Source organism: Pumilibacter muris, assembly GCF_943193045.1.
Lineage (GTDB): Bacteria > Bacillota > Clostridia > Christensenellales > Pumilibacteraceae > Pumilibacter > Pumilibacter muris.
Genome location: NZ_CALPCN010000008.1, coordinates 13282 through 30599, shown reverse-complemented (window position 1 = coordinate 30599; position 17318 = coordinate 13282). Strand labels below are relative to the sequence as shown.

Here is a 17318-nt window from a genome sequence, read left to right as displayed (position 1 = left end):
TTTTTATGTTTGAAAGAGGTTATTATTTATTTTTTTATTATAGGTTGAGCATATCGCGCATGTCGTACATTGCGGGTTTCTTTCCCGACAACCACAGAGCCGCACGCAGTGCGCCGTCGGCAAATATTTTGCGCGAAAGTGCGGAGTGGGAAAGGGTTACAACCTCGTCGGCGCCGCAAAACGCTATTTCGTGTTCTCCGACGATTGTGCCGCCTCGCACAGCGTGAACACCGATTTCACCTTTTTTACGTTTTCCCACATTGCCTTCGCGTCCGTAAAGGTAGTTGGGCGTATAGTTTATTCCGCGCTCAATCGCTCGGCATAAAAGCTTTGCCGTGCCGCTCGGCGCGTCGGCTTTTTGGTTATGATGTTTTTCAACTAATTCAATGTCGAAATCTTTTAAAACTTCGGCGGCTTTTTCGGCAAGCATAGAAAGCGCGTTCACTCCCACGCTCATGTTCTCGGATTTGAACACAGGCACGAGTTCGGAAAGTTTTTCGATTTGCTCTTCTTGCTTTTTATCGTATCCCGTCGTGGCAAGCACGCAGTGGCAATTAAAACGTTTTGCGAGCGCAATTACTTCGGGGAGCGTTTCGGGGCGTGAAAAGTCTATAACGGCGTCTACGGGCACGTTTACGTCTTTTGCGGAGTCGAAAACGGGGAACTTGCCTTCCGCAACTCTGTCGAGTCCGCCCGAAACCGATATTCCGAATTCGGCGGCGCGTTCGCAAATAACCTTTCCCATTTTTCCGCTAATGCCCACAATGAACACATTCATTTTAATTTCTCCTTGTTGTAACGCGTTTCTTAAACGCGCGCTTTGTAACTTAAATAGTTGTCGCAACAGTTCGCTTATAAAAAAGTTATTTAATAAGTTTCAGTTTTTTCATCTCGTCGGCGAGCGCTTCTGTGTGCGCGGGTTCGAGTTCGGTCAGCGGAAGTCGGGGAGCGCCAACGTTTATTCCCATTAGTTGCAACGCTTTTTTGCAGGGAATGGGGTTCACCTCGCAAAACAACTTTTTAACGAACGGATTTATTTTAAATCCGAGCGTCGCCGCTTCGGCGTATTTGTTTTGTTCGCACAGCTTGGTAAGTTCGCTCATTTCTTTGGGAATTACGTTCGCCGCAACGCTTATAACGCCTTTTGCGCCGAGCGACATAGCGGGAACGGTTAAGCTGTCGTCGCCGCTGTAAAAATCCATTTTTCCCGCCGTGAGTCTTGCCACTTCAAGAACTTGGTCTATGTCGCCGCTCGCTTCTTTGATGCCTCGCACGTTTTTAAGGTCGCCGAGTCGGGCTATTGTTTCGGGTTGCAAATTAAATCCCGTTCGAGTGGGAACGTTATAGGCTATAACGGGAATATGCACGTTGTCGGAAATCGCTTTATAGTGCAGAACGGCGCCGTTTTGAGTGCACTTGTTGTAGTAGGGAGTAACTACCAAAAGTCCGTCCGCTCCCAAATCTTCGCACCTGCGCGAAAAAGCCACAGCTTCGGCGGTGTTGTTGGCGCCGCTTCCCGCGAATACGGGTATTTTTTTGTTAGCCTTTTTAACGCAAGCGGAAATCACCGCCTCGCGTTCTTCTTTTGTCATTGTGCTCGGTTCGCCCGTAGTTCCGCACGCGAACAGCGCGTTCACTCCGCCTTGTATAACGTGGGTTAAAAGGCAGTCGAGAGTTTCGAAATCCACATTGCCGTTTTTGTCGAACGGCGTAACGAGAGCCACGCCGCAACCGTTGAATAAAGACATTGTTTGCCTCCCTGAATTTATAGCGCCGTTTGGCGCGTTTTTCGCGGCACACGCCCGCGAATGCGGTTTAATATTTAACGTTCTGCGATTATGTGTTCCAAAATTTGCACCGCGTTGGTTGCGGCGCCTTTTCGTATGTTGTCGGCAACAACCCAAAGGTTTACGCCGCTTTCAACGCTTTCGTCTTGGCGTATTCTGCCTACGAAAACTTCGTCGCGGTCGGCAAGTTCTCGCGGAGTGGGGTAAACGCCTTTTTCGGTGTCGTCCATCACAACTATGCCTTTCGTGTTTTCAAGCGCCTCGCGCACTTGCTTTGCCGTTACGGGTGTTTTGAATTCTATGTTTATGCTTTCGCTGTGTCCGTAATACACGGGTACCCGCACAGTTGTTGCGGTTATGCGAAGCGTTTGGTCGCCGAGTATTTTGCGCGTTTCGTTTATCATTTTTTCTTCTTCTTTTGTGTAGCCGTTCGGAAGAAAAACGTCTATGTGCGGCAGCACGTTCCCGAAAATGGGGAGCGGGAATTTTTTTGGTGCCGCGCCGTTTATGCCGTCCGCCAAATCGTTATAGCCGCTCAACCCCGCGCCCGAAACCGCTTGATAGGTGGAATATACAATGCGTTTTATTCCGAATTTGCGGTGAAGGGGAGCGAGAGCGACAACCGCTTGAATTGTTGAGCAGTTGGGGTTTGCTATGATGCCGCTTTCTTTTTTTATGGCGTGAGGATTAACTTCGGGCACAACGAGCGGAATATTCGGTTCCATGCGCCACTGGCTGGAATTGTCGATTACAACTGCGCCGCATTCGGCAAATATCGGAGCGAATTGTTTGCTAACCGACGCGCCTGCGGAAAAGAGTGCGAAGTCTATCTTGCGCGCGCGCACGTTTTCTTCGGTGAGTTCTACGATTTCGAATTCTTTGCCGTTGAATTTTATTTTTCCGCCCGCGCTTCTTTTCGACGCGAAAGGCACAAGTTCTATTACGGGAACTTTGCGTTCTTCGAGCACTTGAAGCATTTTTCTGCCCACCATTCCGGTTGCGCCTACTACAGCCACAGTATACTGTTTCATTCTTATTCTCCTTTTTTATATGTTAAGCGTTTCGCGTATGTTACTTTCGGTTCGGAAATAACAAAAGGCGGCACAATAACCGCCGCCGTACACACGATTTTCGCAAATCCGACTCGGTTAATGTGCTCCGCAAGGCAATTCGCCCGCGACAGTTGCGTAGTGTTATCCCGCGCACCCAACGAACGCCGCCTTTTCCGCTTAGCGGCTTTCGCTTCGGCGTAGACACCCTTTCGCAAGCCCGTTGCGGTAACGGTAACTTCTTGTTACTCTTGCTCTACGCTCCTCATTAACACCCGTATAATACCATAAGAGAGCATAAAAGTCAATCGCTTAAAACATTTATTTCATTTTGTCGTCGTTTTTGATTGAAAAATCGTGTGATATAGTATATAATCTTACTATGGGAAATATCGACTACCTCACAAACGTGCGAAGAGCGCTTCATAAAATTCCCGAACTGAGCGAGTGCGAGTTTAAAACGAGCGAATTTATAGCGAACGAGCTCGGCAGAATGAAGCACAAGTTCCGCAAGTACGGCACGGGCGTTGTGTGCGACGTTAAAGGCGACGACGGCTCGGTAACCGTAGCGCTTCGTTGCGATATAGACGCGCTTCCCATAACGGAGAAATCGGACTGCCCGTTTAAAGCCGACGGAAACAATATGCACGCTTGCGGGCACGACGGGCACACCGCTATGCTTTTGTGCGTTGCCGATATGCTTTCGGTTCGCCGACCCAAAACAAACGTGCGGCTTGTGTTTCAGTTCGGAGAGGAGGGCGACGGCGGCGCCGAAAAAATGCTCGATATGGGCGCGCTCGAAGGCGTAGACGAAATTTTCGCTTTTCATCTTTGCCCCGAACTCGAAATAGGCAAAGTGGCTTCCACCGACGGAGCCATGTTTGCGGGAACCGCAGAATTCGACGTGAGCTTTATGGGAAAGAGTTGCCACTGCGCAAACGTTTCGGACGGCAACGACGCGCTTAAAGCGGCTGTAACTTTTTATTCGAAATCCGCCGAATGTAATGCCGACCGAGCAAGAAATACGGTTTTTCATATAGGAAAACTCGAAGGGGGAACGGCGCGCAATATTGTTGCCGATTCGGCTAAGGCGTATTGCACTTTGCGGTATTTCGACAGAGCCGACCTCGATGCGGTTATGATGCGGATAGAAAACCGTTTGGTGGAGACCGACAACCTTTTCGGCACCGAACACAAAGTTTTGGTAAACGCGGTTTATCCTCCGCTTGTGAATAATCCCGCGTCGCTTGCAAAAGTTAGAAAGATTGCCGACGTTCTCGAATGCGAGCCCCGTTTTACCGCCGAAGATTTCGCGTTTTATCTGCAAAAAATTCCCGGCTGTATGCTGTGGCTCGGGTGTCGCGACGATAAGCACACTTCGCCGCTGCACAGCGACACTTTCGGGTTCGACGAAACCGCGCTTCTTACGGGCGTGGAAATATACGAAAAGCTGATTTTCGACCGATAGCTTTCTAAAAGAATAAAGGAGAAACAAATGGCGCAAAAAAAAGGTCTTATATACAGACTTACAATGGGTAAAGACAATTTGCCCGACTTCACGCCCGACAAGTTGCCCGGCACTCGGTTTCAGCTTTTTAAAGACGTGTTCTTCAACCGCTTCGGCGCAATAGTAAAAATCAATTTGTTGGTGCTGTTGTTCTGTTTGCCCGCAATAGCGTGGGTTGTTATAATGCAAATGGTAAAGCAAATGGACGGTTCGCTTTTGCCGTATTCGGGAAACGTGGGAATAGGTTATCCCATAATTACCGACGTTATAGCTTTGGGGCAACGCAGGGCGTTTCAGTTCGACCTTCAAACTTATTTGGTACTTATTCCGTGCATAATGGTGGCGAGCGTGGGGCTTAGCGGCGCGTTCTACGTTATGCGCAGACTTGTTTGGGGTGAGGGGACAAGCGTTGCGGGGCATTTCTTTCGCGGCATAAAAATGAACTTTTTACCGTTCCTGTTCTCGTCGTTGTTCGCGGGAATTTCGCTGTTTTTGGTTATGGCGAACGTCGGCATTTATAACAACATGACGGAAATTCACATAGCTTGGCGAGTAATAGGCATAGCGGTGTCTGTTATTCAATTCGTGCTTTTGCTGAGTATGTTCATCTTTTTAACCACTCAGGCGGTAACCTACAAACTCAAAATGTGGGCTCTTATAAAAAACAGCTTTTTGTTTGCGATAGCGTTGTTGCCTACAAACCTCATAATGCTTATTTTAAGCGCAATTCCCATAGTGCTTTTGATTGTGCTGCCGAGTTTTCTTTCAATTTTCGGCTTGCTTATATTTGCGTTTATAGGATTCGCTTATATTATCCTTTTGTGGACCGTATATGCTCATTGGGCGTATGATAAGTTTATTAACGACAAAGTGGAGGGCGCGGTGAAAAATCGCGGCATGTACAAAAAGACCGAAGCCGACGAAAAAGCCGCCGAAGAGCGCGACAGAAAGAACAAGAACATACGTTTTAACAATCCCAAAAAGCGTCCTAAAAAGATTACGAGCATAGACGAGGGCGAAACGTTTACGCCTTTGCCAACAAGTTTCTCTCGCGCCGACCTATTGAGGCTCGAACAGGAGAAAGAGGCGGTTAAACGCAGTATAGACGCCGAATACGAAGAAGAACCCGACGACGAACCGGCGGCTTTGCCCGCCGAGTCGGAACGCGTTGGAAGCGTTTCTAAACAGACGGTAGAGGGGGCGAACGCCCAAGCCGACGAAAAGGAAAAGTCGGAAGAATGATGTATACCGCGCTTTCCGAAGTTTACGACCTTTTCGGCGAGGACGACGCGGCTATTCGCGCCGACTATTATTGCGGTTTTTTGCCTCGCGGCGAGGGAATGGATTTGGGGTGCGGCACGGGCGCGCTCACGCTTGAATTAGAGCGCAGAGGCTACAAAGTTTACGGAGTTGACGGCAGCGCGGGGATGCTTGGCAAAGCCGCCGAAAAAGCGACGAAAGCGGGGCGTGTTATAAAATTTGTGCTCGGCGACGCTTCTAATCCGCCCGCGCTTCACAAACTCGATTTTGTGCTTGCCGCCAACGACGTTTATAATTACGTTCCGCATATTAACAAAGCGTTTCGAAAAATTTACGAATTGCTTTCTTGCGGCGGCGTGTTCGCGTTCGACATAAGCAGCGAATACAAGCTTAAAAACGTGCTTGCCGGCAACACCTTTTCGGAAACGAAACAAGATATAACGTACATTTGGCGGAATTTCAGAGAAAGAGACAGGCTTATTATAGATTTTACGGTATTTTCTCCGTGCGGCGAAACATATATAAAGACGTGCGAAACGCAAACGCAGTATATTTTAAAAACCGACGAAGTGAAAAACGCTCTGACGGCGGCGGGCTTTAAAGACGTTAAAGTTTACGCGTTCGGAAAGAGAACGAAACCTACCGAGAAAACCGAGAGAATAGCTTTTATAGCGAAAAAATAAGAAGAGGATTTATTCGGAGACAGAACGAACATTGGGTACCGTTGTAAAATTCAAACCTGATATAGATTATTATTATGCGCGCGGATTAAACCAGTACGAGAGCGATAATTTTATCGACGCGCTCAAAAGCTACCGCGAGGCTTATAAACTTGTGGAAGCGTCTAACGCCGACGATTTCCGCTCCGTTTTGGAAGTGGAAATGGCTTGCTGTTACCGCGATTTAAATCTTATGCGGGAAACGCAGCTTATGTATTACAAAGCGCTTTCGCACAGTTCTCCCGAAGCCGCGTTCGACAGCATAATAGGGCTTATAGACGCGTTCGGAACGGGCGGAAACGAGGACGCGCTCAAATATTATATGGACATGGCGGCAAAACGCGGGTTCAGCCGCGAGTTGGATTTTGTTGACGCCGCAACGCAGTTTTACGCTCAACGCGAATATAAGGTGGAACCTACCGCCGAACAGAATATGCTCGAACTCGGAAAACGGTTGTTGGAAGCGGGGCAATTCGAGTTTGCCAGACAAATGCTTGAAATGGTTCCCGAAGGCACCGCGTCTTACGGCGAAGCCAATTCCAAATTATCGGCGCTGTATAATGCGGCGGGCGAGCACGAAAAGGCGTTGAATTGCGCCGAAAAAGCGGAAAAATACTGTTCGGGAGTGGAGTCGGCGGTAAACACTGTTCTCGCTCTTTACAAGCTCGGGCGCACGGAAGAATACGAATCGGCTTTACAAGAGCTTTCGGCTTGCGCGGTAGACGATATAACGGGAATAGGTCAGATAATTCGTATGGCGGCGATACTCGGACGCAGCGACATTATAGTGAAGTTCGGCGGCAAACTTTCGCGCATGTCGCCGCTTCGCAGCCCTACGCTTTGTTATGCCGTAGCGCTCGCTAATTGCGGAGAGCTTAGGGAAGCTCGCAAAACAATGGTAACGCTTCAAGCGCTTTATCCTTACGACGCGGTCGTTAGAGTATACGCCCGCCTTATATCGAAACTTGCGGGACCGTCGGATTTTCCGCTTACTTGCGAACTGCCGCCCGACGCCGAAGCCGAGATTTTGGAAGAATTGAACGGAGTGCTTGCCGAATGCGGCGACAACAGAAACGCGCTTAAAGCCAAACTGCGCGAAGAAGATTTGCGCGTCGGAATTTTAATGATTTTTCAAGCGGGAAGCGACAACTCCAAACGCATATTGTGCGATATTGTGGCGGAAGTTCCGTTTTTCGAGAGATATATACGCGATTGTCTTATGGACCCGTTGTTTCCCGATTCGGATAAGCGTATTCTTTTGCCGATTGCCCTCAAAAGGTTTAAAAAGCGTCCGCTTTATTTGACTTGCCGCGATATTTGCCGTCCGCTTACGGGAAAAGCGCCCGCGCGAATAAGCGGAAAATGGAAAGACGCATACTATCTTGCGTACTCTACCGTTGCGCTTTTCGGGTGCGAAGGATTCGAACGCGAGTTCGACGCGGTGTTCGGAAAGTTGCTCTCTTTGCTCGGCGGAGAGTTCGATATAAACGAAGTGGCGCTCGCGGCGGTTATAGCCAACCGTATTAGAAAAGTAAATCCTTTGAACGACGACGAATGTTGCATAGAACTTTTCGGAGCGGATAAAGAAACGTATTTCAAATACAAAAACATGTCGGAGAAAAAAGCGAGAGAACCGAAAAATAAAAATTAAAGGCGGAAGATAAAATGTTTGATTTCGATAAAAACTTTGAGGAATTTGCAATAAAGTGGTACGACGCTCACCGCGAGGAGTTGGAGAACGACGACGAACTCGAAGACAAAATGCCCACGCTTTACGAGGAGTGGGCTAACCAACCTCTCGAAGAACTCAGCGGGCTTTCGCCGCGTTTGTTTTTCGACAATATAGACGCTCCCGACCTTATAAAGCTAATGGTGTCGGCGTGCGACGGCGCGGGCAATCCGAGTTCGTTGCTTTTGGATAAAATTTCCGAAAAGCGGGAATGCGTGCAAGGTTTGCAAGATATTGTTCGAACGTCGCGCAACACGAAAGCGAGAATAATATCGGCGAATTTGCTAACCGAAATAGGCGCCGAACATCCTCTCGACGTTTACGCCGAACTTATATGTAACGAAGCCGCCGACGAGGGGTTGCGCGAAATAGCCATAGAGGTTATGTGCGAACATGCCGACGCCGTTGCGGACAGGCTGTACCGTCTTATTCCGAATGCGACTCCCGCGCAAAAAGGAATGATTGCCGAAGTGCTCGTTAACGCGAAGCGCGACGACAGAACTTTAAGACTTCTCGAAGAACTGTTCGCTCTCGGCGATAATATACCGTTTTATGCGGGGTTAATAGGAAAATACGGAGACGAACGCGCGTCGGCAATGCTGTATCGCGCGCTCGACACTTGCAACTACATGGAATATATAGAAATCAAAAACGCCATAGAACGTATGGGCGGCGTGGTTGACGACACGCGCGACTTTTCGGACGACCCTTATTACGGCGTAATTAAAAATCTCGGATAAAAAAGGAAGTGAACGAGTGCGAAAAATTCTCACGCTTGAAATGATACGGGCGAATAACGAATTCCGCAAGCTTATAGACGCGGCCAACACCAACCTCGAACACATGGGCTACACCGAGCACGGTTTGCGCCATGTGGGCTATGTTTCAAAAACTACGGCGAACATTCTTTCGGAGCTCGGTTACGAAGAGCGCACCGTTGAACTCGGCGCAATAGCGGGGTGGATTCACGACATAGGCAACGCGATTAACCGCAAGCATCACGGACTTACGGGCGCTACGCTTGCCTACGATGCGTTGAGCCGAATGCACATGGAAATAGACGAAATTGCCCTTATCATAGGGGCAATCGGCAACCATGAAGAGGAAACGGGACTGCCGGTAAATCCTATTTCGGCGGCGCTTATAATTGCGGATAAGTCGGACGCGCACCGTAGCCGAGTTAGAAAAAAGACGTTCGACTACAACGATATTCACGACAGAGTGAATATGGCTATAAAAAAGAACTATCTTGTGGTAGATAAGGAAAAAAGAAAAATCCGGCTCGTTATTTTTATGGACGACATTTCTTCCACAATGGACTATATGCAAATATATCTTACGAGAATTTTGCTTTGCGAGAAGGCGGCGGAATTTCTCGGGTGCGTTTTCGAGTTGATGATAAACGGCGCCGTTATAAACCGTCAGAAGAGCGTTGCGGCGGAACCGCAACTTGCCGTAGGCGAAAAAGAAGTTAGCGAAGAGGAAACGGCGTCGCCGTGCAAATCGGTAAGCCGCAGCGCCGACGATAAAAAATAGAAATAAAGTCGTTTGCGAAAAAAGTCGAAAAACAGAATAAAGAAATCCTACGCGTCATAGAGTATAGTATGCGTAGGATTTTTTCAATCGCGATGCTCATAATAGGCACCATGATAGGAGCGGGCTTTTGTTCGGGTAGAGAAATCGTTTCTTTTTTCGGAAGCGGTATTTCCGTATTTGTGGCTCCCGTTTGCGGTATAATTATTTTTGCGGCATGCGTGTTGTTTTTAACGGCGGGCGCAAAAATAGGCGAAAAAAGCTTCGATAAAGTGAACGGAGTTTTGCTCGGAAAATATCATTTTGTTGCCGACGGCTTTTTACTGCTTAACAATTTGATAGTGCTTTCGGCAATGGTTGCGGGCTTTAACAGTCTTTGCAGGTCTCTCGTGCCCGTTCCCGTTTTCGGCACGGTTGCCGCGATTGTTTGCGCGTTTATAGTGGGGCGCGGAGCCAAAGGAATGCTCGACTGCAATTTTCTTGTTGTGCCCGTTATAATAGTTTCGCTTGCCGCAGTTTGTTTCAGCGCGTTTAAAACGGGAATAATGGACGCCTCTTTGGGCGTTTTCCGTTTTAGAATTTTTCCCATAAGCGCGGTATATGTGAGCATGAACATGATGCTTGCGTCCACTGTGCTCACAACGCTCGGCAAACTCAGCAAAAAACAGATTATATTGAGCAGCGCGCTTGCGGCTGCGTTTATCACAGCTTTGTTGGCGTTACTTATAACGGCTCTTAATTGCACTGGGAACTACGCCGCCGAAATGCCCATACTCGAAATTTCGTCGGGCGCGGGCAAGTGGTTGTATGTTATATTGAGCATAGTTACGGGAATAAGTATTTTCACAACAATGCTTACTGCGGTAGGCGGACTTTGCGGCTATTTGGAAGGGAAATTCGCGGGGAAGATTTTTAATTCCGCCGTAGTAATTATAGCGGGCACCGTGTTTTCGTTCTTGGGCTTTACGCGAGTAGTCTCGTTATTCTATCCGCTTGTCGGCGTTTTGGGAATAGCGTATGTTGCGGTGTGTGCTCACTATATGCGAAAAACAGAAAAATACCCGTTATTGAAACGGAAAAAAGTTCGCACTATTTGATTTTTGAAGTTTTTAATAGTTGGAAATTCCCAACAAATAATCTGCCGACACTTCGAAAAATACGGCTAAATTACGAACATAAGACGCTTTGGGTTCGTTGATTTCTTGTTCCCAAAAGATTACGGCGCGTTTATTCACACCGATTTTTTCCGCTAACGTTTTTTGGCTTATGCCTGCTTGTAATCGCAATTCTTTGATACGTTTACCGATAATCATATGAATATTATATGAGAATTCTCACCTAATTGCTTGACAAGTGAAGAATTCTCACCTATAATATATAGTATAAAGTTTTTGGGAGAACGCATGAAAGAAGCAGCAAATATGAATAGTAAAATCGCGTTTGCAAGGTTTAAATGCGTAGCATTAAATACAACGAATATTTTATTTATTGTAGCGACAGTTTTGGAAATAGCTTTTTTTATAACAGGAATTTTTATTAAAACTATTACTTTTTTTGTTTCGCTTTTTGCAACTGCAATATTGATACTTATATACGGATTAAAAATTTCTGGGGATGATATTGATTGGTATGATTGCGTTAGGAGCATTAAATGGTATTGTAAAGGCAATAAATTATATTTAAACAAAGCGGACAGCGAGCAACTTTTAAAAGAGTTTAAAGGGAAAAAGATATTCTTAATTTTTGGTATTCTTTTTATTGCGGTAGGTTTTGCGGGGGCAATTCGAGGGATAGTTTTATTAGATAAAACTGTAATTATAGGGTTGGATTTGTGGATTTTGTTTTTGTGGGTTATTTATTGGGGATTGTTTTTTATACAATGTTATGTTAAAATTATGCGTTTGAATAAAGATAAAGATGCATTCTATCACAGTCATGGTGGGGTACAGCGAGATGAAAGATGCTCTAAATGCGGGAATATGTTCTGTTTGGAAAAAGTTAAAAATAGCGAAAATGAAAGAGTTCAAGACTATGATTACGATGATTATGAAGAACGAACTGTAGGTAAATTAGTAAGCGATGACGGTTTGGAATATGATATTAAAAAGGGCGAATGGACAACTCATTACGGAACTACAACGTATGTTGATTATTTTGACATTTGTAAAGTTTGCGGTGAAAAAATAAGAAAGAGCAAAGAAAAGAAATAGATTTTTAGCAAAAAAGACTTCTTCCTAAGAAAAGGGAAGAAGCCTTTTTGTACTTGCAGAGTTTATCTTGATTTTTTAACGTGTTTTTCAAGTAGCGCAACAGAGGCGTACATTAGCGCCGCAAGCAGGCACAAAACGGTTGTGCTCGCCATAACGAGGTCGAGTTTGAACACCTGACCGCCGTATATGATGAGATAGCCGAGTCCTGCGCTCGACACAAGATATTCGCCCATTATAACGCCTACCCACGAAAGTCCCACGTTGATTTTTAGTACGGAAATTAGATTGGGAAGCGAACTCGGAAGCAACAGCTTGAAAAGGATTTGAAACTTGTTTGCTCCCATAGCGCGCATTAAGAGAATTTTGTCTTCGTCGCATTCCATGAATCCTGCCAGCACGCTCATGATTGTAACGATGATGCAAATAAGCACCGTCATTGTTATAATCGCTTGATAGCCTGCGCCCAGCCAGATTATTATTATAGGTCCGAGCGCGATTTTGGGTAGCGAGTTCAAAACAACGAGATAAGGTTCGAGAACCTTTCTAAGCGTTTTTGACCACCACAGCAAAATTGCTATTATCGTGCCGAGCAGAGTTGCGAGCACAAACCCGCACACACATTCGAGCAAAGTTATGCCCATGTGTTTAAACAGGTCTTGCCGCGCCAACAATTTGAGTGTTTTTAACATGCGGGAGGGGCAACTCGTGATAAACGAGTCGATTGCGCCCGTCCGAGCAAGCAGTTCCCACAAACCGAAAAACAGCACGAGCACGGCAATCTGAATAGCGAGTATTATAAGTTTGTCTTTCTTTTTATCGAACAAATACTGTTCTCTCAGCGTTCGTTTTTTCATGTGCTTACGTCCTTATAGATTACGTCGAACCACCGCGAGAACGATTTGTCCTCTCGCCGTTTTAGCGGCGTTCCCTCTATATTCGGAGTGTACACTTTTTTCACGGTGGCGGGTCTTTGAGATAGCACAACGATTCTGTCCGCCAAGCTTATTGCCTCCGATATGTCGTGTGTTACGAGCACGGCGGTTTTCTTTTCTGATTTTATTATTCGGTGCACGTCGTCGCACACCGACAGTCTCGTTTGGTAGTCGAGCGCGGAAAACGGCTCGTCGAGCAGTAAAATTTTAGGGCGGTAGGCGAGAGTGCGAATAAGCGCGGCGCGTTGGCGCATGCCGCCCGAAAGCTGTCGCGGATACGCTTTTTTAAATTCGCCCAATCCGTACTTTTCTATGAGCCCGTTAACGTACTCTATTGTTTCGGGAGTTTTCTTTTTTTGAAGTTCCGGTCCGAGTAAAGCGTTGGAAAGAATGGTGCGCCAAGCGAACAGGTGGTCGCGTTGAAGCATATAACCTATGTCGCCCACAGGCTTGTCGATTAGCTTTCCATCGAGGTAAATAGCTCCGCTCGTGGGTTTCATAAGCCCCGATATAAGAGTTAATATTGTGGTTTTTCCGCAACCGCTCGGTCCGATGATTGCAACGAATTCGCCGTCTTCGATTGAAAGATTAACGTTTTGCAAAGCCTGCGTTTCGGCTTCGTTCGTTTGGTAAATCAGCGATACGTTATCTATCTTCAGTATTTCCATAGCGGTTATTCCTTTGCCTTCTTAAAGCAGTTCGGCGGCAACTATGTTTGCAATGGAATTGTCAACCGCTACGGAAAAATCTGCGCGTCCGCTGAGTTCGCCCGCGTTTTCCATAATGTCTTGCAATTTAACGAAATCCGCCTCTTTCATAACGGGGGAATGGCACCAAGCGTCTATGCCCGAATAGTTCTTTATAGCCGCCGCAATGGAATCGAGGGGAGTGCCCGAGAACGATTTTTCAAGAGCTTTCGCCACAGTTTCCGCATCGTTTTCTTTAATATAGTTGTAGCCGCGTACTATTGCGCGCAAGAAGTCGGTTACGGTGTCTTTGTTTTCGGCAATGTAACTTTTTTTAGCCGAAAAAGCGGTGTAGGGAACAAAGCCGCTTGCTTCGCCCACGCTCGCCACAATATAGCCCTTGCCTGCGGCTTGGAATTCCGACGCCGTAGGTTCGAACATGGTGCAGTAATCGCAAGCGTTGTTTCCTTCGAACGCGCCCACCATAACGTCGAACTGCACGGTTGTGTCGAAATTGCTTCCCGAAGTGTCTACGCCGGCTTGGTTCATAACGTATTCGAGAGTCATAGCGGGCATTCCGCCTTTTCTGCCCGCAAGAATGTGTTTACCCGCAGTGTCTTCCCATTTAAAATCCGGCTCGGGATTTTTTGCAACAAGAAAAGAACCGTCGCGCTGCGTCAGCTGACCGAAAATGACGGGATAGTCTTTTTGACCTTCAACATGGCAGTATAGCGTTACTTCGAAAAAAGACCTAAAAATTATTAGCTATCTTACAATTTTATACTTTATGAAATTAGAGGAGAAAGTAAAGGGAATTTTATTTAACGTTCCAATTTATTGTAATTTTTTCGCCGTTTATAACAATTTGTTTTATTATTTGTTGCAAAAAATGCCGCTTGTCTTTTTTAGAGGCGGTAGGGTATTCGCGTTGCCGTTTTTTGAGAAATTCTATTGAAACGGTGGGAGAAGAAGCGAGAGTTTGTTTTTCGTTTTCAATCACCGCAAGATTTTTTTTAATACGCTTTTGTAGTTCGTCGAATCTTTCGGCGTATGTGTCTTTGTCGATTGATTCGGAAAGATACAAGTCGAGCATGCGTTCTTTTTGTTTTTTAAGTTCGCCGTTTTCAAACAATAATTTGTCGATGAGTCCGGTTGTTGCTTTTGGAGTAACAAAGTCGGTAAACGAAAAATTGAGCACCGAATTTTCTACGAGCTTTTCAAGTTCGTCGGCGGGGTATATTTCGTTTTCGCAAGGACGGGAGCCGTGCTCGTCTTTATTGTATTTTAAGCGAGCGGAACAGCCGTAAGAGGTGTAGGAATATTTAACGTCGGCGCCGTCTTTATGAGTTCTGCGTTTGCCGCAAAAAGCGCGTCCGCATTTGCCGCAAACGATTAGTCCCGTGAGTATATACGGCGTGTTATCGTGTTTGCGCCTTGCCGTGTTGCGTTTAACGGCTTCCTGTGCCTGCAAATACGTCTCGAACGGAATAATAGGCTCGTAGTTCGTCGCCTTTATAAGCTCGCCTCTGTGCATAAAATAGCCCGCGTATAAGGGGCGTTCCACAACGGGTTTGCAACACATGGAGTTCGAGAAAAAACGTATGTCGGGATATTTTTCTTTACAGTAGGCGTAAAGTTTTCGAAACGAATAGCCTTCTATGTATTTTGCGTACATGTCGCAAATGGCGTCGGCTTCTTCGGGCACAATATCGAGCCTGTCGGTTTCTTTATTCAACTTGTAGCCGAACGGAGCTTTGCCGGGACACGAGTATTTTCCGCTTTTCGCACGGGCGTGCTTTCCCATTTCCATGCGTTCTACAATAGTCTCGCGTTCGAGCTCGGAGAACGTTGCCGACATTTTCAGCGCCGCCCGTCCGAACGGGGAAGAGAGGTCGAGGTTTTCTTTAAGCGAGTAAAGCGACACATTGTATTTTTCGAACAACTCCACGAGTTCCAAAACGTCTTTAACGTGGCGCGAAAGACGGTCGAGCTTATAAATAAGCACAACGTCGATTTTGCCCGCGCTTACGTCGGCTATGAGCCGTTCCATTTCGGGACGCATTAAATCTTTACCCGAAAAGCCCTCGTCCGAATATATTCCCGCAATCGTGTGCCCTTGCGCTTCGGCATAGTGCCGCAACTTTTCTTTTTGTTCGCCTATCGAATATCCTTTGGTAGCTTGCTCGAGAGTGGACACACGGCAATATAGAGCAGTTCTGATATTCGACACGATAAACGTCTCCTTTTGCGCCCGTTGTCTATCATAGAGTTTCTTTCAATTTTTTTAACAAGTTGTTCATTGCTTTGCCGTAGTGATTGCAAATGTCGTCGGAAATGCGAACCGCGAGTTCCAAATTATAAGTATGGCTCATAAAGTTTCTGTCTTCAAGAATTTTCACCCATACGTTTTCGTCTTCTATAAAACCTACTTCGTAAGCTGTTTTAAAAACAGATTTCGGAGAATGGAAAGGCGATGCCATGCCTTGCTCTTTTAAAATTTCAGTGGTGGTTTTCCATGCTAATTCAAATGTAAATTCAAATCGTTGAATAAGAGCGTCGCGGTATAAATCGTTTGATTTATTATTTTTATAAGCGGTAATCGCTTCGTGTAGGCGTTTATTCGCGGTAGAAAAATTTTCTAATTTATTTTCGGACTTAACCATAAATTTTAACACCTTCCTTTTCTATATTCTCGGTGAATTTAGACGGTGACTGTTCCTGCATGAAAATTAAGTCTATTTTGTGCAAAGTGGGAAGTTCTTCATCGCATATATAGCGTAGTTCCACACGCTCACTGTGCGTTAAATCGCCGTACACGGCAATGTCGTAGTCGCTGCGTTCGGTGTTGTCGCCCCGCGCCCGAGAACCGAAAAGCACCGCTTTTTCTATTGAGGAGTAGCGGGCGAAGTGGGCGGTTATTACCGAGAGAAGATTTTTGCTGTTATCCATACTGTTTGTATTATAGCATTAGCCATATTTAAAGTCTACTGATTTTTTAACTTTAATGCGAGAACATAGCCAAGCCGTGCGGAATATATCCGATTTAGAGGATAAAATGAGGAAGCGTAAAATATCGGATTCTGCGGTTATACACGTTATGGCTGACGGTAAAGTGCTTACGAACAAAGAATTTATGAAAAAGCCTTACGTTGTTTCGGCGGAAGAAAATTGCGAATTCCATTTTGCATGCAATCGCGCTTTCGACCCTATGTATTATCAAAAAGAAAATTTGAAACGAAAATTTGTTTTGGCGGAACAGCGCCGCGCGGAACTCGAAGCGCAACAAGCGGCTATCGCTTCGGAGCTAAAACTATTGAACGATAAATAAGATGGTTAAAATAAGGAGAAATTGAACTTTGAACGAATTGAGCGAACTGTTGGCAAAAGCAGGTAAGCTTTTGCATATTATAGAAGAACTTACGGGTTGGAACGACGAACTTCAAGACGATACGGAAACCGATTCGAATTAAATTCAAATAAAAAAAGAGCGACCGTCTGCGGTTAATGAGTCGCTCTTTTTTTAACGCCTAAATTTACTCGGCAAATACGCTGTAAACAATCGACATTTGCTCAATAAAATTTTTTACGCCGTAATAGCTGCCTATGTCGTACCCGTATTTGTCGAATATTTGTTTTCTTACGCGCTCGTAATTTTCTTTTATGTTATAGCTGAGTCTTGCTCGGAACGTGTCGGCTTTTTCACCCGTCGCCGCGAGTTCGGCGTAAGCTTGTCCCATAACTAAATTAGTTGATTGAAAGTTTTTTAAGATGAGTGTCGATAATGCTTCCGTCGTTTCATAGGTTGTTTGGTTAAAGCCGTTAACAAGCAAAAAACGCATTACGTCGCGTATTGTATCGTTGGAAAATTTATTTCCGTTATTCATATTTGAATAAGTTTCTCCTTTA

General features: G+C 45.9%; 20 protein-coding genes and 1 riboswitch. Of the genes, 9 read left to right on the top strand and 11 right to left on the bottom strand.

Translation table 11 applies throughout. The annotated features are described in order from the left end of the window. Nucleotides 1-37 precede the first annotated feature (37 nt). The 3 genes from dapB to NFR62_RS09020 all read right to left on the bottom strand — a co-directional run bounded on the left by dapB (nt 38) and on the right by NFR62_RS09020 (nt 2818). Nucleotides 38-778: a 4-hydroxy-tetrahydrodipicolinate reductase gene (dapB, locus tag NFR62_RS09030; protein WP_251617632.1), complete on the bottom strand. Its 741-nt coding sequence runs from the start codon at nt 776-778 to the stop codon at nt 38-40. An 85-nt stretch (nt 779-863) separates the two neighbouring features. Then, on the bottom strand, nt 864-1748 hold the full coding sequence (gene dapA / locus NFR62_RS09025; RefSeq protein ID WP_251617630.1) for a 4-hydroxy-tetrahydrodipicolinate synthase: 885 nt from the start codon (nt 1746-1748) through the stop codon (nt 864-866). Nucleotides 1749-1822: 74 nt separating this feature from the next. Continuing rightward, on the bottom strand, nt 1823-2818 hold the full coding sequence (locus NFR62_RS09020) for an aspartate-semialdehyde dehydrogenase (protein ID WP_251617628.1): 996 nt from the start codon (nt 2816-2818) through the stop codon (nt 1823-1825). Between the two features lie 112 nt (nt 2819-2930). Then, a riboswitch (Lysine riboswitch) is annotated at nt 2931-3113 on the bottom strand. Nucleotides 3114-3179: 66 nt separating this feature from the next. Here NFR62_RS09020 and NFR62_RS09015 point away from each other — a divergent pair. The 7 genes from NFR62_RS09015 (at nt 3180) to NFR62_RS08985 (ending at nt 10681) form a co-directional block, all read left to right on the top strand. Further along, a complete protein-coding gene (locus NFR62_RS09015) occupies nt 3180-4304 on the top strand; it encodes a M20 metallopeptidase family protein (RefSeq protein WP_251617626.1) in 1125 nt (374 codons plus the stop codon). A 27-nt stretch (nt 4305-4331) separates the two neighbouring features. Then, the gene (locus NFR62_RS09010; protein ID WP_251617625.1) at nt 4332-5585 is read left to right on the top strand and encodes a YesL family protein; all 1254 of its coding nucleotides are present in this window, start codon (nt 4332-4334) and stop codon (nt 5583-5585) included. Continuing rightward, nucleotides 5582-6286: a class I SAM-dependent methyltransferase gene (locus NFR62_RS09005; protein WP_251617624.1), complete on the top strand. Its 705-nt coding sequence runs from the start codon at nt 5582-5584 to the stop codon at nt 6284-6286. Before NFR62_RS09010 ends, NFR62_RS09005 begins: the two co-directional genes overlap by 4 nt. A gap of 31 nt (nt 6287-6317) precedes the next feature. Continuing rightward, nucleotides 6318-7973, top strand: a complete 1656-nt coding sequence (locus NFR62_RS09000) for a tetratricopeptide repeat protein (RefSeq protein ID WP_251617623.1) — start codon at nt 6318-6320, stop codon at nt 7971-7973. A gap of 14 nt (nt 7974-7987) precedes the next feature. After that, entirely contained in the window at nt 7988-8791 is an 804-nt protein-coding gene (locus NFR62_RS08995; protein WP_251617622.1) for a hypothetical protein, read from the top strand. A 16-nt stretch (nt 8792-8807) separates the two neighbouring features. Next, entirely contained in the window at nt 8808-9587 is a 780-nt protein-coding gene (locus NFR62_RS08990) for an HD domain-containing protein (protein ID WP_251617621.1), read from the top strand. A 92-nt stretch (nt 9588-9679) separates the two neighbouring features. Continuing rightward, nucleotides 9680-10681: a hypothetical protein gene (locus NFR62_RS08985; protein WP_251617620.1), complete on the top strand. Its 1002-nt coding sequence runs from the start codon at nt 9680-9682 to the stop codon at nt 10679-10681. Nucleotides 10682-10693: 12 nt separating this feature from the next. Here the strand turns inward: NFR62_RS08985 and NFR62_RS08980 are convergent, their stop codons facing one another. Then, nucleotides 10694-10897 (bottom strand): helix-turn-helix domain-containing protein, encoded by a 204-nt coding sequence (locus tag NFR62_RS08980; protein WP_251617619.1) that lies wholly within the window; start codon nt 10895-10897, stop codon nt 10694-10696. A gap of 90 nt (nt 10898-10987) precedes the next feature. Here NFR62_RS08980 and NFR62_RS08975 point away from each other — a divergent pair, with 90 nt between their 5' ends. Then, nucleotides 10988-11794: a hypothetical protein gene (locus tag NFR62_RS08975; protein WP_251617616.1), complete on the top strand. Its 807-nt coding sequence runs from the start codon at nt 10988-10990 to the stop codon at nt 11792-11794. 62 nt (nt 11795-11856) lie between these two features. On the opposite strand, the gene NFR62_RS08970 is transcribed toward NFR62_RS08975, so the two are convergent. The 6 genes from NFR62_RS08970 to NFR62_RS08945 form a co-directional block, all read right to left on the bottom strand. Continuing rightward, nucleotides 11857-12648: an ABC transporter permease gene (locus tag NFR62_RS08970; protein ID WP_251617613.1), complete on the bottom strand. Its 792-nt coding sequence runs from the start codon at nt 12646-12648 to the stop codon at nt 11857-11859. Then, nucleotides 12645-13394: an ABC transporter ATP-binding protein gene (locus NFR62_RS08965; RefSeq protein ID WP_251617611.1), complete on the bottom strand. Its 750-nt coding sequence runs from the start codon at nt 13392-13394 to the stop codon at nt 12645-12647. Before NFR62_RS08965 ends, NFR62_RS08970 begins: the two co-directional genes overlap by 4 nt. A 21-nt stretch (nt 13395-13415) precedes the next feature. After that, the gene (locus NFR62_RS08960; RefSeq protein ID WP_251617667.1) at nt 13416-14093 is read right to left on the bottom strand and encodes an ABC transporter substrate-binding protein; all 678 of its coding nucleotides are present in this window, start codon (nt 14091-14093) and stop codon (nt 13416-13418) included. A gap of 136 nt (nt 14094-14229) precedes the next feature. Further along, nucleotides 14230-15642 carry a recombinase family protein gene (locus NFR62_RS08955; protein ID WP_251617608.1) on the bottom strand — a complete coding sequence of 471 codons (1413 nt, stop codon included), beginning with the start codon at nt 15640-15642 and terminating at the stop codon, nt 14230-14232. A 31-nt stretch (nt 15643-15673) separates the two neighbouring features. Continuing rightward, on the bottom strand, nt 15674-16075 hold the full coding sequence (locus NFR62_RS08950; protein ID WP_251617606.1) for a nucleotidyltransferase substrate binding protein: 402 nt from the start codon (nt 16073-16075) through the stop codon (nt 15674-15676). Next, nucleotides 16068-16361: a nucleotidyltransferase domain-containing protein gene (locus NFR62_RS08945; protein ID WP_251617604.1), complete on the bottom strand. Its 294-nt coding sequence runs from the start codon at nt 16359-16361 to the stop codon at nt 16068-16070. Before NFR62_RS08945 ends, NFR62_RS08950 begins: the two co-directional genes overlap by 8 nt. A 106-nt stretch (nt 16362-16467) precedes the next feature. Between NFR62_RS08945 and NFR62_RS08940 the strand changes: the two genes are divergently transcribed. After that, complete coding sequence (locus tag NFR62_RS08940) at nt 16468-16740, top strand: hypothetical protein (RefSeq protein ID WP_251617602.1); 273 nt, start codon at nt 16468-16470, stop codon at nt 16738-16740. A gap of 205 nt (nt 16741-16945) precedes the next feature. Here the strand turns inward: NFR62_RS08940 and NFR62_RS08935 are convergent, their stop codons facing one another. Further along, nucleotides 16946-17296 carry a hypothetical protein gene (locus NFR62_RS08935; protein WP_251617600.1) on the bottom strand — a complete coding sequence of 117 codons (351 nt, stop codon included), beginning with the start codon at nt 17294-17296 and terminating at the stop codon, nt 16946-16948. Between the last annotated feature and the right edge of the window lie 22 nt (nt 17297-17318).